Below are 25,269 nucleotides of genomic sequence, written 5' to 3'. Positions count from 1 at the left end.
AGGGGATTGCTCGTCAAATCTCTGTCTTTTTTTGCAAATAATCCAAAAGCGCTTCAGCTCTTTAGCATTTCTACCAAATCTTAGACATCACTACTTACAGAAAAATAAGCATCAGAGTATGATGAACTCAATTGAAATTCCCGATTCACTTGCCATACCCATTTTGAACAAAGAGGTGACCCCCATGTTTCAAGTGCCAGCAGAGAAAATCGCATTTTATGAAGAAAATGGTTTTGTCCAGCTAGAGGATGTCTTATCGGAAAAGGAAATCAACGAGCTGAGCGCTTACCTCGATGAGGTCATGGCGATTGAAGGCGAACATACACAAAGTGTGGAGAAGGACTCCGACTACTTCAAAATTCTGAACAGCAAAATGAATACATGGCGGGATTCTGCGGGTATGGCCCTCTACGTGCTAAATCCCAAACTTGCGGATATCGCAAGGCAATTTTCTGGTTCTACCGGTGTGCGCTTGTTTCATGATCAAGCCTTCTGGAAAATGCCCGGAGATTCCAAACCTACGCCTTGGCATCAGGATGCCACCTATTTTCCCATGCATGAATCTAATGTCTTAACCTTGTGGCTGCCAATGCATGACGTGGATGAGGTTAATGGCTGCTTGTCCTTCATCCCCGGCTCTCACAAGGAAGGGAAATTAACCAATGTCGACTTCCTGCATCCCATCGATTTGCTCGAGCTCACCAAGGAAAGTGGTACAAACCTCCGCCGACCTGTCAACGTACCTCTCAAACGCGGCAGCTTCACACTTCATCACGGACTCACTTTTCATTATGCGCATGCCAACAAATCCGATAAACCGCGCCGAGTCTTGACCATCGTCTATATGCCCGAGAATGCCACGTTTAATAGCAAAAGCAATCATGAGCTGACCCGAGGCTCTGGTTTTCAGGAAGGTGATCTCCTCAAGGGGCGGCTTTTCCCTGTCCTGGCATCGGCTCCACAATCTGACTAAGTCGTATGGCATAGGATGTCAGTTACTCTTTTGGCGTTTAAAATGAATAACTGGAAAATCTCCATCTACATTCTCGATTTATTGACGAAAATCGGAATTAGATGGATTTCATGTAGCTAATTTATTCGCTTCTACGGTTCTTGAGCAAAACAGCTAAAAATAGCTGGATGTTTTCCAGTTATTTCAACATAAGCGAGACTTTCCCCCGAAATAGCTGGGTATTTTCCAGTTATATCACCCATCGCCACCCCTGCACAGCAGCGCTTGCTTATTGCCTCCCCAACAACCCAGCACAAAAGGCACCACAAGCAGATCACTCTGCTATGGTGCCCCCTATGTGCTTACTCGTCGTGATGCCCAATTAACGAAATGATCTGCTTCTTCAGCTTCACGAAAGCCTCAGAATCTTTCACATCCTCCACCTGCCGCATCCCGCGTGGTATGGCAATCTCACTGCGGATCGTGCCTGGATGCGCCTGCATCACATACACTCGCTGCGATAAGAAGATGGCTTCCTCGATATCGTGCGTGATGAACACAACAGTCGTTTTCTCCTTTTCCCAAATGCGCAATAGCAGCTCTTGCATGGCATTTTTCGTTTGCGGATCCAATGCGCCGAATGGTTCATCCATGAGCAGCACACCCGGATTATTCGCCAAAGCTCGCGCGATCGCGACCCGCTGCTTCATCCCGCCCGAAAGCTCCTTCGGCAATGATTTGGCGAACTTATGCAACCCGACTAATTCCATAAAGTGGTCGGCTATCGCTCTCTTTTCGAACAATGGAACACCCTTCAACGTCAAACCGAATTCAATATTCTCTCTCACGGATAGCCAAGGGAACAACGTATAGCTCTGGAAGACCATACCTCTGTCAGCACCAGGTCCTTCAATCTCATGTCCGTTGATACTCAGATCCCCCATTGTTAATGGCTCTAATCCAGCAATAATCCGCAATAAGGAGGACTTCCCGCAGCCTGAAGGCCCGACAAAGCTAACAAACTCATGCGCATCCACGTGAAAGGACACACGATCCAATGCTACGAATTGCGACTTCTTCGTACTGTATACCTTCGTAACATCGACTGCCTCAATTTTTCGTACACCAGTATCAGTACCTGCACCTGCAAATGTCCCCGTAGAAGGCACGTTATTGTAATCCAAGTTCAATGCTTCCATCTCAACGCCCTCCTTCCAACCATGGGAAAAACCGCTTATGACAATAAGCAAATGTGCGATCCGTTAATAAGCCTAGCAAACCAATCGCAATAATTCCCACAAAAATTTGATCCGTGTTTAAGAACCTCTGCGCCTTCATGATCGAAAATCCAAGACCACTGCTAGCCGCAACCAACTCTGCTACAACCAGATACGTCCATGCCCATCCAATAATTAAGCGCAGTGTATTCATCAAATCTGGTAGGAGTGCAGGAATGAGCACCTTCTCGATCACTTGCCAGCGTTTTGCACCAAGTGTATACGAGGTCTGCAGTAGATCATTGGACACCGACCGTGTATTATCTGCAACCATCAGCATCAATTGGAAGAAGCACCCTAGGAAGATTACGAGGACCTTTGCCCACTCGCCGATCCCCGCCCACACCATGATCAAGGGAATGAACGCCGTCGCAGGCATATACCGAATAAATTCAGTAGGTGGTACTAGAATAGCTTCAGCAAACCGATACGTACCCGCCAAAATCCCAAGTGGTATCCCGATTAGACAAGCGAGCAAGAATCCACCGCCAACTCGGAAAATACTTATCCACACATTTTGCCAGAACACAGGGTTCTGTAATTGAATCCCAAACTGCCGGAGCACCTGATCCGGCGTTGGAAGGAATGTACGATTTACTAAGTTGCCGTAGCTCATCACGCTCCAGAACAACAATAGAACCGCAATGATAAGCACGACACCAGACATATATGATTTACGGCTAATTTCACCCCGTATGGCAAACAATGTGGACTTGCGACTTTTTTTCACCAGCGTTTCCATCTGCAGCCCTCCTGTTCAGCCTTTATTTCTTACGTTCCTTCATGACTTCCTCCACAAAATGGCCATCCAAGAAGGTTTCTGCTTTCGGTATTGTACTCAGCATATCTAAGCCTTTCAAGAATTCAGCTGTCTTTCCAGAAGTAAACGCCAGTGATTCATAGGAATCCCCTTTGGTGAAAGCTTTAACGTTATCTTCCAGTTGGAAAATCTTCACGCTGTCCACGCCAGCTTTGTATTCATCGATCGGCGTCTCTGCCGCTTTAGCCATAATTTTTAAAGACTCTTCTGGGTTCGCTTTCCAGTAATCCAATGCGTCGAACCAAGCGTTAATGATTTTTTTCACATCGTCTGGACGATTTTTCGTAATTTCTTCTTTAAATACGAGCAAGTCAGGGATCAAACCTGGTGTGTCCTTGGATGAGAAGAGCAGCTTCCCTTTCCCCTCTTGAATGGCTTTGCTTAGGAATGGCTCCCAGAGTACCGCAGCATCCAGATTACCCGCTATGAACGCTGGCCCTGCATCGTTGACTGTCATATTCGTATAGGAGACATCCTTCTCTGCTAATCCTGCTTTCTCAAGCGCAGTCAGCATCAGAAGATGATCGACCGTTCCAAGTTCAGTCGCTACTTTCTTACCTTTCAAATCTTTCAGAGAGTTGATACTTGGCTTCACGACAACACCGTCGCCGCCATTGGAGTTATCATTGACCAGCACGGCTTTGAGCTTAATGCCTTTACTCGCCGGAGCCAGCGTATCACTTAGCGTTTGACTGTTTGCATCCACTTTTCCTGAAGCTAGTGCGGATAGGGAGTCACTATATACGGGGAACCAGACCAGATCCACGTTTACGCCATTTTTCTCGAAAAAGCCCTTCTCCTTCACGAGGTACCACACGAACCAGCCCGGCCATGGACTAAGCGCCAACTTGATCGGCTCCTTGCTCCCTCCTGCTTGCGTACTCGCCTCTTTACTTCCACATCCGCTGATTACTGTAAAAGTTAATAATACCGCCAACATCAGAAATATTGTTTTTTGTCTCATTCCCCGAACTCCCTCTCTGTATAAAATGGTAAAAGGAAAAGCCCGGAATGATATCATATCCTGATATCCTCCCGGGCTTTTATCCCTCCGTGTGCACGATGAAGCTCATCGTGTGTCTTCTCTTGGACCTGACCGATAGCCTTCATTCTATCGCGGAACCCTAGAAAACAAGTTTGCTATGCGGTTGTTTCTTCGTTGTCTTACTTTTGTTTATATCATACTTAGATTGGTTACTCATGTCAATATATATAACACAAATAAATTATTGATTGTCAAAACGAGTATATGCGTAATATTATATAACATATAACACATCTAAATGGAGGTGTCGCGATGCATTCTATTCATTTCCACATTCACATGTTAGATAATAAGCACAAACAACCAACCGCGGCGATGATCCTGAAAGTATCTTCACCACTCAATGCGGATCTCCTAACATCCAATCCTTCTTCCCAGCACCCTCAATTGATGTCCCCTATAAATAAGTATGATGCACCAGAATTACTCGACTACCCCGCAGCTCACTAACCTCTTCACATGATCCAGATGACCTGAGAGTCTGACTCAGGTCTTTTTGTTATTCCGCGACGCGAGTCTCGTTGGGGATTATCGACGTCACCGCCAAAAACAAAAAAGCCCGTCACTCCCACTCCGGGAGGACGGACTTCATTATCAGCGTTGCTTACACGCCTAACCATTTCTTGAACAAGTGCTTCGTCGTGTCCGCGTTCAAAGCTGCGATCGAAGTCGTAAGCGGAATACCCTTCGGACAGGAGCGTACGCAGTTCTGCGAGTTACCGCAGCCTTCGATACCGCCGTCTGTCATCAGCGTATCCAAACGCTCGTCTTTGTTCATCTCACCCGTTGGGTGAGCATTGAATAGACGAACTTGGGAAAGTGCGGAAGGTCCGATAAACGAGTTTTTGTCGTTTACGTTCGGACAAGCTTCCAAACACACGCCGCATGTCATACATTTGGACAACTCATAAGCCCATTGACGCTTCGACTCCGCCATACGTGGTCCAGGACCAAGATCGTAGGTTCCGTCAATTGGAACCCATGCTTTAACCTTTTTCAACGCGTTGAACATGCGTCCACGGTCAATAACTAGGTCACGCATAACCGGGAATGTGCTCATTGGTGCTACACGAATCGGCTGCTCCAGCTTATCTACAAGCGCGGAACAAGCTTGACGCGGCTTCCCATTGATGACCATCGAACAAGCGCCACATACTTCTTCCAGACAGTTGGATTCCCAACATACTGGTGTTGTTTTGTCGCCATTCGCATTCTTAGGGTTACGCTGAACTTCCATCAAACCGCTAATCACGTTCATGTTCGCGCGATAAGGAACTTCAAACTCCTCTGTGTACGGTTTGGAATCCGGACTCTCTTGACGAGTCACGATAAACTTCACGGTTTTCGTTGCGCTTAGTGTCTCAGCCATGATCAGGATCCCTCCTTTTTCTTCTCCGTGGAGTAGTCACGTTTACGAGGTTTAATCAACGATACATCAATTTCATCATACGAAATCTTAGGACCATCTGGCGTCCAGTCTGCGATTGTCGTTTTCATGAAGTTATCATCATCACGCTCTGGGAAATCAGGCTTGTAATGCGCACCACGACTCTCATCACGCATCAAGGCACCAACTGTCATCGCTTCTGCAAGCTCGAACATGTTCCAAAGTTGGCGTGTGAACGCAACCCCTTGGTTGTTCCAACGTGCCGTATCCGTGATGTTAATGTTATTGTAACGCTCTTTCAAGTCTTTGATCTTGCCAATCGTTTCAGTCAAACGATCGTTGTAACGAACAACCGTCATGTTAGCATTCATCATGTCGCCAAGCTCTTTATGAAGCACGTACGCATTTTCCGTACCGTTGTTCATTTTGAGCAAGCTCTCATAACGATCTTGATGGCGTTTCTTCTCACGATCATAAATGATGGAGGACGTATCATCCGCATGCTTGGATAAGCCGCGAATATACTCAACCGCTTTTGGACCAGAGACCATGCCGTCATAAATCGCGGAAACGAGGGAGTTCGCGCCCAAACGGTTTGCACCGTGATGCTGATACTCACACTCACCTGCTGCGAAGAGGCCTGGAATGTTCGTCATCATGTTATAGTCAACCCACATGCCGCCCATCGAATAATGAACCGCTGGGAAAATTTTCATTGGAATTTTACGCGGGTCATCGCCCATGAACTTCTCGTAAATTTCCATAATACCGCCGAGCTTAATATCAAGCTCTTTCGGGTCTTTATGAGAAAGATCCAAGTACACCATGTTCTCGCCATTAATACCAAGCTTCTGATCAATACACACGGAGAAAATCTCACGCGTTGCAATATCACGAGGAACAAGGTTACCGTAGGCTGGGTATTTCTCTTCAAGGAAGTACCAAGGCTTACCGTCTTTGTAAGTCCAAATACGTCCACCCTCACCACGTGCTGATTCGGACATCAAGCGCAGCTTGTCGTCTCCCGGAATCGCCGTTGGGTGAATTTGAATCATTTCACCATTCGCGTATTTCACGCCTTGTTGGTAAACCGCACTTGCTGCTGTACCTGTGTTAATGACGGAATTCGTTGTTTTCCCGAAAATGATCCCAGGACCACCTGTTGCCAAGATAACCGCGTCAGCTGGGAACGTTTGAATTTCCATGCTGCGCAAATCTTGTGCCGCGATACCACGGCATACGCCTTCGTCATCAATAACCGAACCTAGGAATTCCCAGTGTTCGAATTTCGTTACGAGACCCGCTGTTTCCCAACGACGTACTTGCTCATCCAAAGCATACAAAAGTTGTTGACCCGTTGTTGCACCAGCGAAAGCTGTACGGTGATATTTGGTACCACCGAAACGACGGAAATCAAGCAAACCTTCTGGTGTACGGTTAAACATAACGCCCATACGGTCCATTAAGTGAATGATTCCTGGAGCCGCGTCGCATAATGCTTTAACAGGAGGTTGATTCGCTAAGAAATCTCCCCCGTAAACTGTATCGTCAAAGTGCTCCCATGTGGAGTCACCTTCACCCTTCGTATTCACCGCACCGTTAATGCCGCCTTGCGCACATACGGAGTGGGAACGTTTAACAGGAACCAAGGAGAACAATTGCACATGAACTCCGGCCTCTGCCGCTTTAATTGTCGCCATGAGTCCCGCAAGGCCTCCGCCGACGACGATGATTTTTGAATTAGCCACTTCTGTTCACCCTCCCTTATTTCCCCGTATGCGCTTCTACTGGAACTGAAAATTCTGTACCTGTAAACGCAGTTAATGACATAATAAACATCACCGTCATTAGAACGAACAAGCCCATTGTAATGATCGTCGAAAAGCGTTGCGCACGCGGTCCAATTGTAATCCCCCAGCTCACAAGGAATGACCATAGGCCGTTCGTGAAATGGAATGTTGCAGAAACAATCCCAACTAGATATAACGTGAAGATAACTGGATTCGTCGCAATATCATGCATCGTATTGCCGAGAGCTTCATGCGCCACGTTGCCTAGGGCAACCTGAACGCGAGTCTCGAATAGATGCCATACGATGAACAAGAATGTAAGTACCCCTGTCACACGTTGCAACATAAACATCGTATTACGGAAATACCCGTAGCTTGATACGTTATTACGTGATTGATACGCTACATAAAGTCCATAAACGGCATGGTAAAGAAGTGGAAGCCAGATTCCCACGATTTCCAATAACAATCGTAACGGCAAATCGTTCAACCAGTTAATTTGATCCAGGAAGGCTTCAGGTCCTTTGGTCGCTTCATAATTAGTGAGCAAATGCTCAAAAAGAAAGAAGCCCACCGGAATGACACCTAGTAACGAGTGGATCTTTCGAAAGTAATACGAATTACTCATAATGTAACCAATTCCCCCCTCAACAAAATTCAATCACAACAAACATCCGACAAGTTTTGACAAAACAAGCCACATATCATTGTACTCTCGCCGCAAACGAGCGTCAACCCATAATCATCCACGCCTATTTTGCCAATTCAGTCAATGATTATACACAAAGGTCCACGAAATATAGCTAATTTGTGACATGTACATCGTACCTCTTTCGCGCTTATAATGGAAGTGCCGTTTTTTTATATCTACTTATAACTATTTCACATATAGAGATGAGGGAAACGTTTGGAGCTTTTAGATGTCTTCGCCATCGTAGTCGAACAAGTCAGTCTTAACAAAGCGTCACAATTGTTAAACATTTCACAGCCTGCCCTATCGCGAAAAATTATGAAGCTGGAAGATGAGCTTGGGGTGGAGCTTTTTATCCGGAAGGGGAAACGACTGGAGTTAACGAAAGCGGGGCAAATTTGCTACGATCACGCCTTAGAGAAGCGTCATCTTGAGCGGAAGTTCAAGCAAGCTCTTCATAGTTATAAAGCCGCGGGTAGCCCGTCATCACTTACTATCGGAGCCTCTCTGACAACACTCCAATCTACGTTGCCTGATCTCATTACGGATTATTTGCAGGACTATCCACTCACTGATATCAAGCTTCTTACCGGCAAAACGCATGAGATTGTATCCTTGGTCAAAGACAATAAAGTGGATATCGGCATCGTTGCCTCTCAAATTAATGCGACTAGCCTCCACTGTGAGCCTTTGTTCGACGACCATCTCAGCCTGGTGCTTCCATCCGGACATCCCTTAATCGATCGTACGGAGATTACGATGAAGGATCTGAATGAACTGCCGATGATCCTCTTTTCCAAAGGTACATGGTATCGCATTCTGATGGACGAGCTGTTCAATCGTTTCACGATATTCCCCAATGTTCAAATGGAGATCGATTCCTTTGAAGCGATCATACGGCTCGTCTCTACCTGCAAGACAGCAACCTTATTGCCCAAATCCTATTTACGTGAAGATTTAATTCAGAATAATGAACTAATTTTAAAAGAACTACAAGAATTAGAACAAACGAAACGAACAACCTCACTGATCTACTCCGATCACTCAGCAGATAATGCGGAATCAATGAAGTTTGTCGCCCAAGCGATCAACTATTTTGCAAAGCGCCGCTAGCCTGAACCACTTACCCTTACATGTGCACAAATTTATATCCAACACCCCAAACGGTCCGAATCCATTTCGGCTCTTTGGGGTTGTCTTCGATCTTCTTCCGAAGATTTGCAATATGTACATCAATAGCCCTGTCAGTCACGAAAGAATCAAATCCGCGCACGGTTTGTAATAGATCTTCGCGACTGTACACGCGACCTGGGTTGTTAATAAAGCATCTCATAATTTCGAATTCCGAATACGTTGTCTCAACAATCTCACCATACACACTCATGGAACGTGTGTTCGTATTCAATGTTATCTTATCCTGCTTATCCATGACAGCCGCAAGTACAGTTGATTTAGCTGGTTTTACTTCTTCCTGCTCTTGGTGTCTCGACTGCGCATCAGGAATCTGATTCATGGATGGATATCTTTGCGCACGGCGAATAAGTGCATGGGCTCTTGCAATCAATTCATGCATACTAAACGGCTTACACATGAAGTCATCCGCACCCGCTCCTAGGGCGTTGACGCGTTCAACGATTTTATTTTTCATAGAAACTATCATGATCGGCACACTTGAGGTCTCACGAACTTGGCGACAAATCGCTAGCCCGTCCATATCTGGCAGCACCCAGTCCAGCAGAATCAGATCAGGTTGAAATTGCGGTATTACGGCAATCCCACTCGTCCCATTCTCCTCTCGGATGACATGAAAACCCTCTTCTTTCAAATACATCGTGACCATATCACCGATCATCGCATCATCTTCGATCATGAGTACCTTATACATGCGTTGTCCACCTTCATAAGAAAATTCCCTTGCTGCAGGACTTGGTATGTGTGCGGATCAGCCGATAACTTGACTTTCAAATTCATTAATTTGGTTGTTGGTTCCGATGATAACCATGATATCATTTTCATTCACAACATCACCTGCTTGCGGCGCAATGATAACCCCCGTCTGCTTATTGATCGCCACAACACTGCAGCCAAATTTAGCTCGCGGGTCCAACTGCTGTATCGTATATCCACATAACCGCTTTGGCACTGAAAGCTCTACAATCGTGTAGTCTTTGGAAATTTCAATATAATCCAATAAATTAGGGGTGACCAATTGATGTGCCACGCGAATGCCCATGTCCCGTTCCGGATAAACGACACGATCAACTCCTAATTTCGTCAGCACCTTTCCATGTAGCTCGGATAATGCTTTGGCAACGACTTGACTTACACCCAAATCTTTCATGACGATAGCTGTCAAAATGCTGGATTGAATATCATCCCCAATGGCGATGACCGCACAATCAAAATTTCGAATACCTAACGATTTCAGTACATCTTCATCCGTTGCGTCCGCGACAACAGAATGTGTTAGTTCATCACTCATGTCGTTCACGACTTCCTCGTCCAGATCAATCCCCAAAACTTCATGACCAAGTTTCATAAGTTCTCTAGAAAGACTTGACCCGAATCTACCTAACCCTACCACAACGTATTGCTTCTTCTTCATCTTGTTTTACACCTATCCAATCGTAATTTTACCCTCAGGGTATCTAAATAATTCTTTCTCTTGCTTAGGTTGCAAAGCATAGGCCAGCGTGATCGTTCCTAAACGTCCGGCAAACATCGTCAAGCAGATAAGCACTTTTCCTAGTGTAGATAGTTCCGGAGTTAATCCCATCGTTAACCCTACCGTTCCAAAAGCGGATGTGACTTCAAATAATATTTTGATAAAAGACGAATCCTCTGTCGTTGATAAGATCATCGTGACGATGATCACCAAGAATAAAGCCATCATGGATAATGTAATTGCTTTAAGAATGCGATCCTTGGCTAAACGATAACGAAAAATGACGATGTCTTCTTTTCCACGAATCATGGTAATGATGGCACTAATCAGAATTGTAAATGTAGTCGTTTTGATACCTCCACCCGTAGAACCGGGAGAAGCACCGATAAACATAAGAATGACAATGAGAAACTGAGAGGCTTGGCGAAGAGCACTAATATCCACCGTGTTCGGACCTGCCGTACGCGCTGCTGTGGATTGAAAGAAGGAAGACAAAATTTTCGCCCCAAAATCTAACGAGCCTAAGGTTCTGATATTGGTAAATTCGAATATAAAAATACCAAGTGCTCCAACAACAAGAAGTAATCCACTCATACTTAGAACAACTCTTGAGTGAAGGGAGAGCTTCTTCGTACTCTTAAATTCAATCAAATCGGAAATAACTATGAATCCTATTCCCCCAAGTATGATCAGCATCATCGCTACGAAATTCACTACAAAATCGCCAACGTAGCCGGTAAGTGAAACGAAAGGAGCATCAACGGTACCGAACAGATCGAACCCCGCATTATTAAACATGGATACAGCATGCCAGATGCCATAATAGAGTCCTCTCGTAAAGCCGAAGTCAAACGAAAACCGAATGGTAAAAATGACTGCAGCCACGGCCTCAATGGACAAAGAATATATGATAACTTTGCGTATCAAACGAACGATTCCCTCCATACTGCCTTGATTCAAGGCCTCTTGCAGGACAAGTCGCTCTTTCAAAGTGATCTTTTTCCGAAACACGAAAGCAACTAACGTAGCCATTGTCATAAAACCAAGACCGCCGATTTGAATCAAAGAAACGATCACAATTTGCCCAAAAGTTGTATATGCGCTGCCCGTGTCAACAACAACCAACCCTGTCACACAAGTGGCCGATACGGAGGTAAACAGAGCATCAATAAAGGAAATAGATTGGCCTGTCGACGAAGCAATGGGCAGCATCAATAGCCCCGCTCCTATGAAAATGATAACAGCGAAACCTAAAACCAGGATCTGCGGAGGTGTTAGCTGCCAAATATTTAGTTTTTTACTCATCGCGCCTCCTGCATATGTAAGAAAATAATCTAATTACCATTTGGCTATACCGATAGAGTTCCCCGTTCATTTATAGAAATTCCGCCAGTAGCAATTCAAAAGGTATTATATAATTGTTTCGGAATGTTTACCAGTAAATTGGCTTTCTTTTTAAACTATGATAACGTAAAGAAATGATTGAGAATCGTGAATTCAGAAGGGAATTGACTATGCAAAGGCTGAAATTTAATCGTTTCCTACTCCTCTTGGCTTGTATTGGAATGTTCCTTTACCTCGGGGTTTCGATGTTGTATGGACTGCGTGATGAGGAACCTGCTGTAGCGGATATGCCCTCGATCACGAAGCAGCAAGCAGCCGAAAGTGCGGCAGCCTTCATTCGTCAGCGTTATGAGCTGCACAATCCACAAACCTATGTCGTCTATCAATCTAAAAAAGAACGAAGCGGCTACTTTCAAAAGGAACATTTATTAGAAGCTTATACGAAGCAATATGGCGAAAAGTTCCCCATTGATTATTATCAAGTCAGTGTCAAGGATGCCACTACCAAACGTCAGTTTGAAGTCGATGTCAACTACACGAATTCAAGCATCATCGGCTGGCATGAAAATCTTGCCATGACGAATACGAAGTCATCATCACCGATGAGCACGACCAAAGCAGATACACTAGCGAAACTGGAGCTTCGTCAGATGGGCTTTGAGCCAGAGGACTTCAGCCAAGTCAACAATGCACGTAATGATTCTCCCGAAGAGCAAATGACACTCCAATACGAAAAACGCACTCAACCTATCGGTGAAGCGAAGCTAAACGTACGAGTGAATTTCGATCAAACGAATCTAACAGGTTTTAATGTAAGTTTTGGACTACCTGATTCTCACTTAGATTGGCTCACCCAACAAGATGATTCCGCTTCACGCATGACCTGGATTTCCATGGGCTTTACGCTGTTAATGACGCTTGCTGCAATTGTATTTGCCATTATATATAGGAAACTAATTAAATTCAGCAGGGGCTTATTATTAACTACCATCTTCTTCGTGATTTATATCATGAACAATGTGAATATGTATCCAGCTTTTCGAGTTATGAGTGGGGATACGAACAGTAATGAGGCCGTTTGGTTTACAATTGTATTTATGAGTGTCATCACTGTTCTACTTGGGATATCGCTCTATCTTTCTTTAATCGCCGGTATTGGATTGTGGAACTCCATTGGTCTTAATAAATGGACTGCCTGGAAAGATGACAAGTTTGGCCAAGACGTGTATGACGGAATGGGTCGAGGCTATTTAATAGCACTCTTCATCTTAGGTATTCAGCAGGTATTATTTTACACAGGTGAAGTGAAATTCGATGTGTGGTCGGTCAATGATCCTGCCGATTCGGTACTCAATATGCTCAAGCCTCAATTATTCCCGCTTATGGCGTGGGTTGCGGCGATTTCGGAAGAAGCTACCTTCAGATTCCTAGGCATTATCCTTTTCAAAAAACTGTTCCGCAACAATTTCATCGCCATCCTACTTCCAAGTGTGATCTGGGCAGCAAGTCATACGCAATACCCGATCTATCCCGTCTACACGCGACTGATCGAGGTTACCATTATTGGCATCATACTCGGATATGTATTCCTGAAATATGGGTTCATCACAGCGATATTCGTACATGCGTGTATGGATAGCATTCTGATGGGGTTGTCCCTCTTCTCCTTAGGCCACATCAGCGATGTACTCGCTGGCATCCTCTATCTTGCACTCCCTGGACTGGTTGGACTTGGCTTAGCTTGGTTGCATGGAAAAAGGCGAAAGCCCCCTATTCCTGGGGAGCCGCCGCCTCGCCTTGAAGTGCTTTGATAATTTCACTCGCTAATTTTTCACCAATACCCAGAGGCTTGAAGTCCGTGACTTCGGCCTCTTTTATTTTGCGCACGGAGCCAAAATGCTTCAGCAGCGCTTTACGGCGTTTCTCACCGATGCCGGGAATGGCATCGAGCTGGGAGACGACCATCGACTTGGCCCGCGTTTCCCGATGAAACGTGATGGCAAAGCGATGGACTTCGTCTTGAATACGCTGCAGCAAATAAAACTCCTGACTGTCGCGCGGCAGAGGAACAATTTCGGCTGGATCACCGATCATCAGCTGGGCTGTTTTATGCTTGGCATCCTTCACTAGCCCACAAATCGGAATATATAAGCCTAATTCATTCTCAAGAACGTCAATCGCAGCAGAAATTTGCCCTTTCCCTCCATCGACGACGATCAAATCAGGCATTGTGAGATTGTCCTTCAGAACACGCTCATAGCGCCGTCTGATAACCTCTCGCATCGTTTCGTAATCATCCGGTCCGACAACCGTCTTTACTTTATATTTACGGTATTCCTTGCGATCCGGCTTCCCATCCACGAATACAACCATGGCCGATACAGGGTTCGTCCCTTGGATGTTCGAGTTATCGAATGCTTCGATTCGGCGAATCGTGCCAATCCCAAGCCACTCACCGAGGTTCTCGACAGCCTTCGTAGTCCGACGCTCGTCGCGTTCAACAAGCCGAAATTTCTCGTCCAAAGCGTTCACAGCGTTGTCTCTAGCCATATCGACCATTTGCTTCTTCAGCCCGCGCTGCGGCATATGCACCTTGACCTTGAGCCAACCTTCCAGAGCTTCGCGAATCTCTTTCTCTTCACTCTCCGTGCGCCTTACCCCATCTGCTAGCCCCTCTGGCTGAACTTCTGGCTCCGGCATCGTAGGCAAGAAGATCTCCTTCGGCAATGCCGGATTATCGCTGTACACCTGTGTGACATACGTCATAAAATCGTTGTACTCATCGCCGTAGTAAGGGAAGAGCGAGACATGCCGTTCGATGAGCTTGCCTTGGCGCATGTACTGGATATGCACCGCCATCCAGCCCTTGTCTACGGCGTAGCCGAAGACATCGCGGTCCAGCGCGTCGGCTGTCGTGATCTTCTGCTTCTCCATGAGCGCATCGATGCTCATGATATGATCGCGCAGCTCCTTCGCGCGCTCGAAATTCAGTTCTTCCGCTGCCGCCAACATCTTGGTCGTCAGCTCTTCTTTAATGATGTCGTGTCCTCCGCCAAGGAAACGACTGATCTCTTGCACCATCCGCTCATTCGTTTCAGCGGATACCTCTAGGGCGCAAGGCGCAAGACATTGCCCCATATGATAGTATAGGCATACTTTATCGGGCATGGTCTTGCACTTGCGCAGCGGGTACAACCGATCCAGCAGCTTCTTCGTCTGCTGGGCCGCGAAAGCATTCGGATAAGGGCCGAAATATTTCCCCTTATCCTTGTACACCCGCCGAGTGACTTCTAGACGCGGCTGCTCCTCATGTGTAATTTTGATATAAGGAAACGTCTTATCATCCTTAAGTAGTACGTTATATCGAGGATGATGCTGCTTAATCAGGTTACACTCGAGGATAAGTGCCTCCATGTTAGAGGAGGTAATGATATATTCAAAGTCGCGAATTTCGCTGACTAACTTTTGCGTTTTGGCGCTGTGACTCCCCGTGAAATAGGAGCGCACACGATTTTTCAATACTTTGGCTTTGCCTACATAAATAATCGTGCCTTGATGGTTCTTCATAATATAACAGCCCGGCTTGTCCGGGAGTAAAGATAGCTTGTGCCTGATCGTTTCCAGGCTCTGTTCGCGGACGTCTGCGTCCTCTTGCTCAAAATCAGTCATCCTCTAAATCTCCTTCCAGAAAAAATCATCGCGAATGAAAAAAAAGCTCTTTCTCAGCATAGCAGAAAAAGAGCTTTTTCTCACGAACAATTGTTTCTAGTTTGTTGCACTTGTCAATTATTGATGACGGGAAACAACGTTTTTCAACGCGTCTTTGGATTGGAAACCAACCACTTTATCAACTGGTTGACCATCTTTGAATACGATTAGAGTTGGGATACTCATAACGCCAAAGCGAGCAGCGGATTCCGGGTTGTCATCCACGTTTACTTTTGCGATTTTCAAAGATTCAACTTCTTTATCTAGCTCTTCCAATACAGGAGCGATCATTTTACAAGGTCCGCACCAAGGTGCCCAGAAGTCTACAAGTACTGTACCTTCTCCTTCAACTTCTGCTTTAAAACTGTTGTCAGAAACATTCACGATTGCCATGATAGTTCCTCCTTCTAAGAATGAATTTGATTTATAAGGTGAAAAGTAAGATTAAGTTCGTCACTTAACTTGCTTCGCATCACGTCAACATGTAAAGTATACCACACTCATATGCCTTTTCAACCAAGCCATAAGTTAGCAAACGGGGTATCCTTTGGTCTATATCGAGGGTAATCCAACAGGCAGCCCTTGGCGTCGCTGTTCCTCAATATAGGAAATACGATCTTTGAGATTCGCTTGGAGCAGTTGCAGCATCTCCATTTGTTTCTCGATTTCTTGCAGCTTCTCGGTGTACAGGGGCAGCAAATCATCACACTGTGATTCTTGATTCTTCATCACACAGTTCAGAAAGCTTTCAATCTGCTCAGTCGTAAAGCCGAGGCTCAAGTAAAACTGAATGGTCTTCACACGCTCAACAACCATTTGATTGTAGACCCGATAGCCATTCTCTTCACGTTGTGTTGCGATCAGCCCTTTGGCTTCGTAGTAGCGCAAGGACCGAATACTTGCTCCGGTAAGCTTGGATAACTCACTAATCCGCATGGACGTCACTTCTTTCTATTCCCACATATCTTGGAGGGATGTCTTTATTGTAAACCATAACACTAATGTCAGAGTCAAGAAGTATTTTACCCATTCCGCTCTTTATTGCGATTGTTTGCACAATTGTCACTTTGATTAGCTTTACAACTTTCGACGAATTTGGGTATACTAGGCTTACAAATACGAATGTCGGACGTTAGGGGGTAACCACATGAGCAATCAACACCCTGAGCATCACGTGTACGAAGAACCGCGTAATGATTTCATGGATGTAGGCATAGGTTTTGGCGTATTCTTTGGCGCATTGTTCGTCATTGCAGTCATTGCTACCGTCATCCAAGTGATGAAGTAAGCGAAACTTCAAAAGTTAAAGCCGCATTGCAGGCAACTGCGAAGCGGCTTTTTTCTTTTTCTTTTTCTTTTTCTTTTTCTTACGCTGCCTTAGTCATTAGCTGTATAAACTACAGTTAATTTTCGTGATTCAGTTGGTATTACATAAATAGCTGGAAAATATGTCGTAATTTGATGGATTTTTGAAGAATTGACTAAAATGTTGAAAAATAAATGTAGAAAATACAGCTAATCCATCAAAAGCTGCTACAAGGGCTCATTTAGCTGGAGGAAATCCAGTTATTTTCCTTATCTGTGGCGCTTGCACGCTTGCTTGCTTGCTTATAGCAAGGAACCGCAAATACACAAAAACCTAGCCACCTCCGGCTAGGTTTTTCTTTACGCTTTATCTTCCACGCTTGTTCGTACCCGTAACCTCAACCACATCAACGAATGGTCGTATCCGATCCATGATTCGTTGCCCCTTATACTCTTCGTCGCCGTCTTTGTTCGTGAAGCTGAAATGCTTCTCCAAACCAGATAGCGCATAGTTGGAAGTGAAGAACGTTGGTTTCCGATTCATCCGATGATTCACAATAGCGCCAATGACGTGATCTCTTAGCCAAGGGTTCAAATTCTCTGCCCCAATATCGTCAAATACGAGCAGATCCGTTTCCTTAAGTAGGTCAATCGTCTCCTTGAGCTTATAAGGCTCTTGGAACATCCCCTTTAAATCCTCAGCAAAGTCTGGCATATAGACGATGGCTCCTGTCATACCGACCTTCGCCAACTGATGCAGCATGTAACCCATCAAGAACGTTTTCCCTGTACCAAACGATCCAGATAAATATAACCCTCGCGTCTGAAGACCTTCTTCAATGGTTAAACTCACATAGTCGTTAATTTGCATGACCGCTTTCGCACGATCGAGATCCGTCTCCAAGATATCCCCAAAGGAGAAACTTCGCGAAATCATCCGTGGGTCCACGTGAAAAGTGCGAATTCGGCTGGAGATGGCGTCCTGCTGGCCTTTGGCAATAAACTTCTTGCAAGCTACCTTCTCCTCATGAATAAAAGGCGTTTGCCCCTCCACCGATTCGGCTGTAAGAATTGTATAATGTCCTGTCATATCATTCGGACAGTTCTCTAAGCCAGGGCAATTGGAGCAAGTTTTAAATTCCGAAACATGCTGATACAACTTGTTCATATTTATTTTAATCGCATAGTCATCCACAAAAGGATACTTCTGACGAAATTTAGCAATCAACGGGTCCGCAAGAACGCCTTGAATTTTCAATTCAGCTTTTCTTTTCCATTCTGTATCCGGCAATGATTTGAGTAAATGCGATAAGGACTCCATCATGTTCGGCACCTCCTAACAGTTCCATCGTTCAATCCATAAGTAAGCCGCTTACTAATTCTTCCGGTTAAATCGCTCATCCAGCTTCTGCGCCATTCGTCTAGCTGCCTCAAGCTCCTCTGCAGACAGCCTAGTAGACGCTGTAGTCCCCGTATCAGGTAATACAATAGGGATATGAGGCTTCTGTGTCTTGCCCTGACGTCCACGCGTTGCAGAGCCTCCGCCCGCTTTCGCAGATTCCACCTTAGAAGCAGCTTTCTGCTTGTAATTGATTTTCTCACGTACATATTCAACGGCATGCTCATACGTATTAATTTGCTTGCCAAGCATATCGGAAGCTACAGCCTCAATGGAGGATTTGGCCCAAGAGCGACGATCAATATGCAAGAAGTGAATCAACACATTAATAACTTCTTCTTTTAATTTATAGTTCAAATCGATTTTCTCGAAAATATTAAGTACGCCATCAGGTATCGAACCCTGTGTGAAAAACATTTTCAACACAGCCGTGTATGGCTCATTTCGCATGATGTAGTTGTACTGATGATCCGTGCATTCGCCGCGCAGTTGCTGAGGTACTTCTAAATAATAAGCCATCTCCACAGACTGCTCTTCCGAAGTTTCCACTTCTTCCTCAGATTTCGTAGTCGTACGCTCTCTCTCTTCATCCCGCTTCTTGCTCTGTCTGTAGAACAGATTCGCATTATATTGCATGAGATCCATGACAAGCTCACCTTCTTCAGTGAACACGCCATCCTCATCAAGCAAGCGGCACGTTTCTTGCAAGGACAGATTGTACTTCTTGGCCACAATATTAATGGCGACCATATGCTCCGGTTTGTGCTTCAGCGCTTCAACGAACACGCGGTTACTTGCTCCACGAGGGAATCTCATGATGATATCCGCATACTTGAAGCCTTTGGTCGTCACGTCCATCCGTGCATCCCCTTGCTTGCTTGCAGAGGCCTCATAGAGTGCTTGTTCCAGTTCATAATCCACAACCTGTGTGTTCAGACGGAATAACTCATAAAAAGGAACCGACAAGTTCTCCTCGACCGCCTCACGACACTCCTCTGGTTCAGGCGAGAGCAGATCTTCACGCAGCGAAAGCAGCATGAACTTCCCAACCTTGTCGCGCAGCAGCAGCGTTAAATGCTGATTTCGGAAAAACTCATTCGGCCCTAAAGGCGCGAACAATGTATAGACGAAAACATAATCTTCTTCCTCGGGTACAAACTTGCGAGTCGTCTGAAGCAGACCAATCGCCTCTAGCTTGGAGGATTGTTCAATAATATACTTTCGACCACGCTCATTCTGTTCAAGCTCTAGCAGTAGAAACAACTTACGTTGCTGCTCCATCGGCGAAAAGCCCACTTTCTCTGCACTCATCTGCTGATAGAGCGCCTGATAGAAACTTATGGCCAAACCGCCTATCATCGGTTGATACATCATCGCTAGCATTTTATAGTCTAAACTGCTCAAAGAAAACTCACGGTTCACGCAAAACCTGTGATTCTCGGTGAAATGCAGCATATTCGTCATTCTCATCCCGTTACAGCACCATCCTGCCTCAGCTCGACTGAAAGATCGCTCATAATCTAGCTATCCCATGTCTCAGTCTCTCTCTATTAGTCTACCACAAAAATCGACAATCTTGGTATCTACAAGAGAAAAGATAATTTTACCTTTTGGGCAAGAAAAAGATTCCATCGCATTTTCACTAGCAATGGAATCTTAATTTTGGCGTCATTGTTCTTGCGTATAAATGGGGGGCTCAGCATCACTCGAATACTCGTTTACATTCCTATACAATTGAGGATTAAGCTTCTGCGCGATAGCTAGATCGAGCTTCCAACGTTCCTTTTGTTCCTTCTCCTTGAGGCTGTCCACCCATAGATGAATGATGTCATTCATGCGTGCAGCGCTTTGAATCGGTACCGGATGCTTCGCATCTTTGATGAAAAAAAGAGAACTATGCGGTAACCCCCTATGGAGAATTTGAGCATAGGGATGGAAGTCAACGTCTTTTTCACCATAGATCAATAAGACGGGCTGCTTAATCTTCGAGAGACTATTTGTGCAGTTGTAGCGCAGGGATTGCTCGAAATAGGATCTCACATTGTCCGCTTTATCCTGTAAGGCATGGTCTTTTAACTCCTGGTAGGTTGTCTTTTTATCGGCATTGCCATACGTAATCGCTCTAATCAAAAAATTCATAATTCGACTAGGATTCGCCATTCGTATCGCAAGCCAAATTCTGATTCGATTGTACGTATCCGTCAATTCTGACATTCCGCTTACGACAATCCCCCCACCAAACGTTGGGGATGTGTAAGCAGTGCCTCCAAGGCCACCGTTCCTCCAGTTGAATAACCACAAAGAAAGGCTTCCTCGATCCCTAAGAAATCAAGAAGCCCTATTATGTCTTGCGAAATAAGTTGATAACTTAGTGACTGCTTCGAACTCGCACTTCCGCCATGACCTCTAATGTCAAATGTAATGACTCGGAAATGGACGCCTAGTTGTTCTTTCTGATACCTGAACGCTTCTAACGTTAACAATGGGGGATGAATAAAAACGATTGGCATGCCCCATTCTGGTCCCGTTATCTCATAATGCAGTGATGTTCCATTCACATTCGCCCAAGGCACCGATCGTGTCTCCTCCGTAAGTGAAGTTTAAGTAACTTCTCTTAGCCTGACCCAATTGCCCCAGTAATATTAGAACATTTTGAAACCGCGAATACGCAGTGCTTTGATCGCCGAACCGCTCAAAATTGCGCCGACTAAGCCGCCGATTGCCGGAATCACGTCAACAATAGTGAAACTCTCGTCACTTGACATAAAGGAAGAATTCCCCATGTATCCATAGATGATAATCCCAATCACTAAGGCAATGAATGCGTAAAGTGGAAACCACGTTGTTTTCATTAGCATATTCAGAATAAAGCCGATCCCAAAGAATAACACCATCATTAAGACAGTGGCGATAACCATTTGCAGCACGATAGTTCCCCCTTATATATGTAGAAGCACTTCCTAACTTTGGCCTCTATAGCTCTTATTATTGTAATCTACGAAATGGTACAGGTAAAGTGTACACAAATTGAACAATTAATTGGACATTTCTTATACTTCACCCCTCCATGCATTTGCCCTTTCTCCATGAATTGGATACAATGTAGGGGATATTAGCCCTTGAATGGAGGAAAAACAATGAGTGAAGCCGTACAAACGCTGGAAGGCTGGTATGCGCTCCATGATTTCCGTCTAATGGATTGGAATGCATGGCATGCTGCAACCCCACAAGAACGTAAGCATGCAGCGGACGAGCTGCAATCCTTCTTGTCCCAGTGGCAACAAATTGAGAACGATAAACTAGGCAGCACTGCCGTTTATAGCATCGTTGGCCAGAAGGCTGATTTCGTTTTCATGCAACTGCGTGAAACATTGGAAGAGCTGAATGAGCTTGAAACTGCTTTTAACAAGTCTAGCTTTGCTGCTTTTACTATACCCGTTTATTCCTACGTCTCCATCGTAGAATTGAGCAGTTATCTGGCGAAGCCAGGTGTTGATCCTGCACAAGATCCTGAGCTTCAAGCTCGTTTGAAGCCGATTCTGCCGAAATCCAAGCACATTTGCTTCTACCCGATGAATAAGCGTCGTGAAGGCAATGACAACTGGTACATGGTTCCTGCGGAAGATCGTAAGACGATGATGCGCAGCCACGGGATGATCGGTCGTACATATGCTGGTAAAGTAAAACAAATCATTACAGGCTCCGTTGGATTGGATGATTGGGAATGGGGCGTTACACTATTCTCGGATGATCCTCTTCATTTCAAAAAGCTCGTGTACGAAATGCGTTTTGATGAAGTCAGCGCACGTTTTGGCGAGTTCGGAGATTTCTACGTTGGGAACGTTATGCTTCCTGAGAAATTCGCGTCATTCATTCAAGTATAATGACTTAAGAGCAAAGGACTTCGATCCTCTGCTCTTTTTTGTTGATGTTACATAGAAAGAAAAAAGAAGCACTGCTCCATGAAGAGCAATGCTTCTTTGGTATCTATTCTTCATCCTCGTCGTCACGCAGAGCAGCTGCTAATTCAGTTTCCATCTGAGCTTTACGTGCTAGATACGCTTCCGTATCACGGTCACGCTGACGACTCTTTTCCTTCAGACGTTCAATCGCAGGAAGAATGAGGATATCAATTTCCTTTTGGACAACAGCGACATGATCGTAACGTTTCTCAGTCTCTAAGAAGTGACCGACTTCGATCAAGGCATTGTAACGATCCAGTTCATCCCGGGTAAGAAGTCCTCTTACTTGGACACTACAGTGTCGCATGGCAATCCCCCCGTTAGCATTCCTTGACTAGAAACGGCCTTTACGTATAACTAGTGGAATTCCGCCAATAATGTAAAGGTATCTCATATCAACCACTTTTTTCATCATAGCAGCGACATTCCCTTTCAATTTACGGGAACCTACGATACCGATCGCTTGACCTTTACCAAGGGAAGCTACTGTACCTTTGTTCGAGTACTTGAAAGTTTTCATTTGCGATCCACGAATCGACGCGATCAAGTTGTGAGCCACAGCTTCACCTTGTTGCATCGCAATTTGTGCTGTTGGTGGATATGGTCTGCCTTCATCGTTCATCACGATGGAACAGTCACCCACAACATAAATATTATCAAAGCCTGGAGCATGAAGGTGCTCATTCACTTTAATTCTACCGCGCATCGTTTCGAAGCCAGCTTCATCTAACATATGGTTACCGCGGATACCGCCTGTCCATACAACTGTTGCTGCTTTGATGAACTCATCGCCAGCAATCAGAACACCTTCTGGCGTACATTCTTTAATGGCTGTACCAATTTTGAAAGTTATACCTTTGTCCGTAAGAACTTTCATCGCATACTCAACAAGCTCAGGATCGAAACCTGGCAATGCAGTTGGCGCAGCTTCAATATTATAAATCTTCACAAGGGAAGGATCCACATCGAACTCTTTGCATAGAAGAGGGATACGATCAGCAAGTTCACCAATGAATTCAATACCAGTAAATCCAGCGCCACCGATAACGAAAGTTAGGTAATCTTTGCGATCTGGTTCACGTTTAAACTTCGCGAATTGATATTCAATGTGCTCACGAATAAAGCGAACACTGTTAATACTGCGAATATTCAGCGCATTTTCTTTCAGACCAGGAATTCCGAAAGTTTCCGCTTCGCCACCAAGTCCGATTACTAGGTAGTCGTAGGAAAGTGTTCCGTCTTCCAAAATAACCTTTTTCTCATGTGGACGAATTTGCGTAACTGTCGATTTCACGAAATCAACTTTAAATTCATCAATCAATTTCAAAATGTTCACGCGTGCATTTTCAGGATTATCTGTCCCTGCAGCAGGCATGTGAAGATGTGTTGTAATGTAGTGATAGTCATGCTTGTTAACAAGCGTAACATCAGCTTCGTTGTAGTTCAATTCCTTTTGCAACCGAATTGCAGCAAGGATTCCGCCGTAACCGGCTCCTAATATAACGATTCTTGGTATTCTACTCATGTCTCTCTCACTTCCATATCCGTATTTTGTCCCATGGTCTCTCTATCTTGTGAAAAATTACACAAACAGCTTCAAAAGTAGTATTCTGCTACTAGTTTGCACGCTTTCGAAGTGAATTATGATTAAACAGGTGGAAATTCATCACAACATGGTAAACCGATTCTCATGATATGATATAATTTTCATAAGTAAATATCAAGTGTCATTTTGCATAAAAAATCTTGTATTATAGGCGTTTTAGCCCATCTAATCCATGTAAGCATTTACTTATCCTATCTATAAGCAATATATATGTTAAATTTAAACTTTTCTGTTTCCTTCAATAGAAGTGACGTTTATAATGAGTATGATTATCACTGTGTTACACTATGGGTTTGATCGGAGGTTCTATCATGAACGAGAGAGAAACCAGTCAAGACATCGTTGATATTATTGTAATTGGCGGCGGCCCTGCTGGCATGTTTGCATCCTTTTATGCAGGGATGCGTCAAGCATCTGTGAAAATCATTGAAAGCATGCCACAACTTGGTGGTCAACTTGCAGCTCTTTATCCCGAAAAATATATTTATGATGTTGCAGGCTTCCCAAAAATTACAGCTCAAGAGCTTGTAAATAACTTATCTGATCAAATGAAACACTTCCCTATTGATATTTGTTTGGAAGAAAAAGTACATAATGTCGTTAAGAAAGAAGAACGTCTTTTTGAAATTACAACAGACAAAGGTGTACATCTGAGCCATGCCGTTATTATTTCAGGTGGAGTTGGCGCATTCGAGCCGCGTCGTCTTGAGTTACCGGAAGCAGCTCAATTCGAGAAGAAAAATTTACATTACTTCGTAAGTGACTTGAATGCATTTGCCGGTCAAAAAGTACTTATTAGCGGCGGCGGTGATTCCGCAGTTGATTGGGCTTTGATGCTTGAACCTATTGCTGAGCAAGTAACCTTGATCCACCGTCGAGATAAATTCCGTGCTCATGAGCACAGTGTAGAGAACTTAATGAATTCGAAGGTTAACATCGTTACACCAACCGAAATCACTAAGCTTCACGGAACAGATCGTATCGAGCAAATTACTCTTAAAAATATTAAATCAGGCGAAGAAAGCATCCACGATGTCGACGCCATTATTATTAACTTCGGCTTCGTATCCTCTCTCGGACCGATTTCTGAATGGGGGCTCGAAATCGAAAACGGCTCCATCGTTGTTGATTCCCGTATGGAAACGACGATCCCAGGTATCTTCGCTGCCGGCGATATTACGACATACCCTGGTAAATTGAAACTGATCGCTGTTGGCTTCGGTGAAGCACCTACGGCAATTAACAATGCCAAAGTTTACATTGATCCAAGTGCCAAGCTTTCACCAGGACACAGTTCGAACTTGAAATTATAATGAAT

Annotated in this window: 26 protein-coding genes and 1 riboswitch; of the genes, 7 read left to right on the top strand and 19 right to left on the bottom strand. The window is 44.7% G+C overall.

Translation table 11 applies throughout. The features are described from left to right. The first annotated feature begins 184 nt into the window (after positions 1 to 184). Positions 185 to 973 carry a phytanoyl-CoA dioxygenase family protein gene (locus tag ASL11_RS11525; protein ID WP_056613633.1) on the top strand — a complete coding sequence of 263 codons (789 nt, stop codon included), beginning with the start codon at positions 185 to 187 and terminating at the stop codon, positions 971 to 973. Between the two features lie 341 nt (positions 974 to 1,314). Here the strand turns inward: ASL11_RS11525 and ASL11_RS11520 are convergent, their stop codons facing one another. From ASL11_RS11520 to ASL11_RS11510, 3 genes are read right to left on the bottom strand one after another with little or no spacing between them, the layout of a single operon-like run. Then, positions 1,315 to 2,151, bottom strand: a complete 837-nt coding sequence (locus tag ASL11_RS11520) for an ABC transporter ATP-binding protein (protein WP_082595386.1) — start codon at positions 2,149 to 2,151, stop codon at positions 1,315 to 1,317. A 1-nt stretch (position 2,152) separates the two neighbouring features. Continuing rightward, positions 2,153 to 2,971: an ABC transporter permease gene (locus ASL11_RS11515; protein ID WP_056613631.1), complete on the bottom strand. Its 819-nt coding sequence runs from the start codon at positions 2,969 to 2,971 to the stop codon at positions 2,153 to 2,155. Between the two features lie 22 nt (positions 2,972 to 2,993). After that, complete coding sequence (locus ASL11_RS11510; protein WP_056613792.1) at positions 2,994 to 4,013, bottom strand: ABC transporter substrate-binding protein; 1,020 nt, start codon at positions 4,011 to 4,013, stop codon at positions 2,994 to 2,996. 66 nt (positions 4,014 to 4,079) lie between these two features. Further along, positions 4,080 to 4,188: riboswitch (guanidine-I (ykkC/yxkD leader) on the bottom strand. 158 nt (positions 4,189 to 4,346) lie between these two features. On the opposite strand from ASL11_RS11510, the gene ASL11_RS11505 reads away from it, so the two are divergent. Then, positions 4,347 to 4,544, top strand: coding sequence for a hypothetical protein (locus tag ASL11_RS11505; RefSeq protein WP_056613630.1), 198 nt, complete (start codon positions 4,347 to 4,349; stop codon positions 4,542 to 4,544). Positions 4,545 to 4,698: 154 nt separating this feature from the next. Here ASL11_RS11505 and sdhB read toward each other — a convergent pair whose 3' ends face one another. Genes sdhB through ASL11_RS11490 form a run of 3 tightly spaced genes read right to left on the bottom strand, consistent with a single transcriptional unit; the run spans position 4,699 to position 7,902 of the window. Continuing rightward, on the bottom strand, positions 4,699 to 5,463 hold the full coding sequence (gene sdhB / locus ASL11_RS11500; RefSeq protein WP_056613628.1) for a succinate dehydrogenase iron-sulfur subunit: 765 nt from the start codon (positions 5,461 to 5,463) through the stop codon (positions 4,699 to 4,701). 2 nt (positions 5,464 to 5,465) lie between these two features. After that, positions 5,466 to 7,229: a succinate dehydrogenase flavoprotein subunit gene (gene sdhA, locus ASL11_RS11495; protein ID WP_056613627.1), complete on the bottom strand. Its 1,764-nt coding sequence runs from the start codon at positions 7,227 to 7,229 to the stop codon at positions 5,466 to 5,468. A gap of 16 nt (positions 7,230 to 7,245) precedes the next feature. Beyond that, positions 7,246 to 7,902 (bottom strand): succinate dehydrogenase cytochrome b558 subunit, encoded by a 657-nt coding sequence (locus ASL11_RS11490; protein WP_157256905.1) that lies wholly within the window; start codon positions 7,900 to 7,902, stop codon positions 7,246 to 7,248. A 276-nt stretch (positions 7,903 to 8,178) separates the two neighbouring features. Here ASL11_RS11490 and ASL11_RS11485 point away from each other — a divergent pair, with 276 nt between their 5' ends. Continuing rightward, positions 8,179 to 9,075, top strand: a complete 897-nt coding sequence (locus ASL11_RS11485) for a LysR family transcriptional regulator (RefSeq protein ID WP_056613623.1) — start codon at positions 8,179 to 8,181, stop codon at positions 9,073 to 9,075. 16 nt (positions 9,076 to 9,091) lie between these two features. On the opposite strand, the gene ASL11_RS11480 is transcribed toward ASL11_RS11485, so the two are convergent. Genes ASL11_RS11480 through ASL11_RS11470 form a run of 3 tightly spaced genes read right to left on the bottom strand, consistent with a single transcriptional unit; the run spans position 9,092 to position 11,932 of the window. Then, positions 9,092 to 9,847, bottom strand: coding sequence for a response regulator transcription factor (locus ASL11_RS11480; RefSeq protein WP_056613621.1), 756 nt, complete (start codon positions 9,845 to 9,847; stop codon positions 9,092 to 9,094). A gap of 57 nt (positions 9,848 to 9,904) precedes the next feature. Then, positions 9,905 to 10,567 (bottom strand): potassium channel family protein, encoded by a 663-nt coding sequence (locus tag ASL11_RS11475; protein WP_056613619.1) that lies wholly within the window; start codon positions 10,565 to 10,567, stop codon positions 9,905 to 9,907. A gap of 12 nt (positions 10,568 to 10,579) precedes the next feature. Next, positions 10,580 to 11,932: a TrkH family potassium uptake protein gene (locus ASL11_RS11470; protein ID WP_056613617.1), complete on the bottom strand. Its 1,353-nt coding sequence runs from the start codon at positions 11,930 to 11,932 to the stop codon at positions 10,580 to 10,582. A 209-nt stretch (positions 11,933 to 12,141) separates the two neighbouring features. Between ASL11_RS11470 and ASL11_RS11465 the strand changes: the two genes are divergently transcribed. Beyond that, positions 12,142 to 13,782: a CPBP family intramembrane glutamic endopeptidase gene (locus ASL11_RS11465; RefSeq protein WP_056613616.1), complete on the top strand. Its 1,641-nt coding sequence runs from the start codon at positions 12,142 to 12,144 to the stop codon at positions 13,780 to 13,782. Here the strand turns inward: ASL11_RS11465 and uvrC are convergent. From uvrC to ASL11_RS11450, 3 genes are all read right to left on the bottom strand, one after another. Next, positions 13,742 to 15,640, bottom strand: a complete 1,899-nt coding sequence (gene uvrC, locus ASL11_RS11460; protein WP_056613614.1) for an excinuclease ABC subunit UvrC — start codon at positions 15,638 to 15,640, stop codon at positions 13,742 to 13,744. The two genes, ASL11_RS11465 and uvrC, sit on opposite strands and share 41 nt — an antisense overlap. 117 nt (positions 15,641 to 15,757) lie before the next feature. Beyond that, on the bottom strand, positions 15,758 to 16,072 hold the full coding sequence (gene trxA, locus ASL11_RS11455; protein ID WP_056613612.1) for a thioredoxin: 315 nt from the start codon (positions 16,070 to 16,072) through the stop codon (positions 15,758 to 15,760). Between the two features lie 159 nt (positions 16,073 to 16,231). Then, the gene (locus tag ASL11_RS11450; protein ID WP_056613610.1) at positions 16,232 to 16,615 is read right to left on the bottom strand and encodes a MerR family transcriptional regulator; all 384 of its coding nucleotides are present in this window, start codon (positions 16,613 to 16,615) and stop codon (positions 16,232 to 16,234) included. A 211-nt stretch (positions 16,616 to 16,826) separates the two neighbouring features. On the opposite strand from ASL11_RS11450, the gene ASL11_RS35790 reads away from it, so the two are divergent. After that, positions 16,827 to 16,967: a YqzM family protein gene (locus ASL11_RS35790; RefSeq protein ID WP_082595384.1), complete on the top strand. Its 141-nt coding sequence runs from the start codon at positions 16,827 to 16,829 to the stop codon at positions 16,965 to 16,967. A 384-nt stretch (positions 16,968 to 17,351) separates the two neighbouring features. Here ASL11_RS35790 and dnaI read toward each other — a convergent pair whose 3' ends face one another. From dnaI to ASL11_RS11425, 5 genes are all read right to left on the bottom strand, one after another. After that, positions 17,352 to 18,305, bottom strand: a complete 954-nt coding sequence (dnaI, locus tag ASL11_RS11445) for a primosomal protein DnaI (protein WP_056613789.1) — start codon at positions 18,303 to 18,305, stop codon at positions 17,352 to 17,354. A 54-nt stretch (positions 18,306 to 18,359) separates the two neighbouring features. Next, entirely contained in the window at positions 18,360 to 19,853 is a 1,494-nt protein-coding gene (locus ASL11_RS11440; RefSeq protein WP_056613608.1) for a hypothetical protein, read from the bottom strand. 198 nt (positions 19,854 to 20,051) lie between these two features. Further along, complete coding sequence (locus tag ASL11_RS35785) at positions 20,052 to 20,597, bottom strand: alpha/beta fold hydrolase (RefSeq protein ID WP_056613606.1); 546 nt, start codon at positions 20,595 to 20,597, stop codon at positions 20,052 to 20,054. 5 nt (positions 20,598 to 20,602) lie between these two features. Next, positions 20,603 to 20,956: an alpha/beta fold hydrolase gene (locus tag ASL11_RS35780; RefSeq protein ID WP_056613604.1), complete on the bottom strand. Its 354-nt coding sequence runs from the start codon at positions 20,954 to 20,956 to the stop codon at positions 20,603 to 20,605. Between the two features lie 69 nt (positions 20,957 to 21,025). Then, positions 21,026 to 21,310, bottom strand: coding sequence for a YuiB family protein (locus ASL11_RS11425; protein ID WP_056613601.1), 285 nt, complete (start codon positions 21,308 to 21,310; stop codon positions 21,026 to 21,028). A 210-nt stretch (positions 21,311 to 21,520) separates the two neighbouring features. Here ASL11_RS11425 and hemQ point away from each other — a divergent pair, with 210 nt between their 5' ends. Then, positions 21,521 to 22,267 (top strand): hydrogen peroxide-dependent heme synthase, encoded by a 747-nt coding sequence (gene hemQ, locus ASL11_RS11420; protein WP_056613599.1) that lies wholly within the window; start codon positions 21,521 to 21,523, stop codon positions 22,265 to 22,267. Between the two features lie 103 nt (positions 22,268 to 22,370). On the opposite strand, the gene ASL11_RS11415 is transcribed toward hemQ, so the two are convergent. Then, complete coding sequence (locus tag ASL11_RS11415; protein ID WP_056613598.1) at positions 22,371 to 22,652, bottom strand: hypothetical protein; 282 nt, start codon at positions 22,650 to 22,652, stop codon at positions 22,371 to 22,373. Between the two features lie 27 nt (positions 22,653 to 22,679). Continuing rightward, entirely contained in the window at positions 22,680 to 23,870 is a 1,191-nt protein-coding gene (locus ASL11_RS11410; protein ID WP_056613596.1) for an NAD(P)/FAD-dependent oxidoreductase, read from the bottom strand. A gap of 392 nt (positions 23,871 to 24,262) precedes the next feature. On the opposite strand from ASL11_RS11410, the gene ASL11_RS11405 reads away from it, so the two are divergent. Then, a complete protein-coding gene (locus tag ASL11_RS11405; RefSeq protein ID WP_056613594.1) occupies positions 24,263 to 25,264 on the top strand; it encodes an NAD(P)/FAD-dependent oxidoreductase in 1,002 nt (333 codons plus the stop codon). The last annotated feature ends 5 nt before the right edge of the window (positions 25,265 to 25,269 follow it).

The sequence above is a fragment of the Paenibacillus sp. Soil750 genome (assembly GCF_001428045.1).
Classification (GTDB): domain Bacteria; phylum Bacillota; class Bacilli; order Paenibacillales; family NBRC-103111; genus Paenibacillus_E; species Paenibacillus_E allorhizoplanae.
This window is presented reverse-complemented; position numbering and strand designations above follow the sequence as displayed.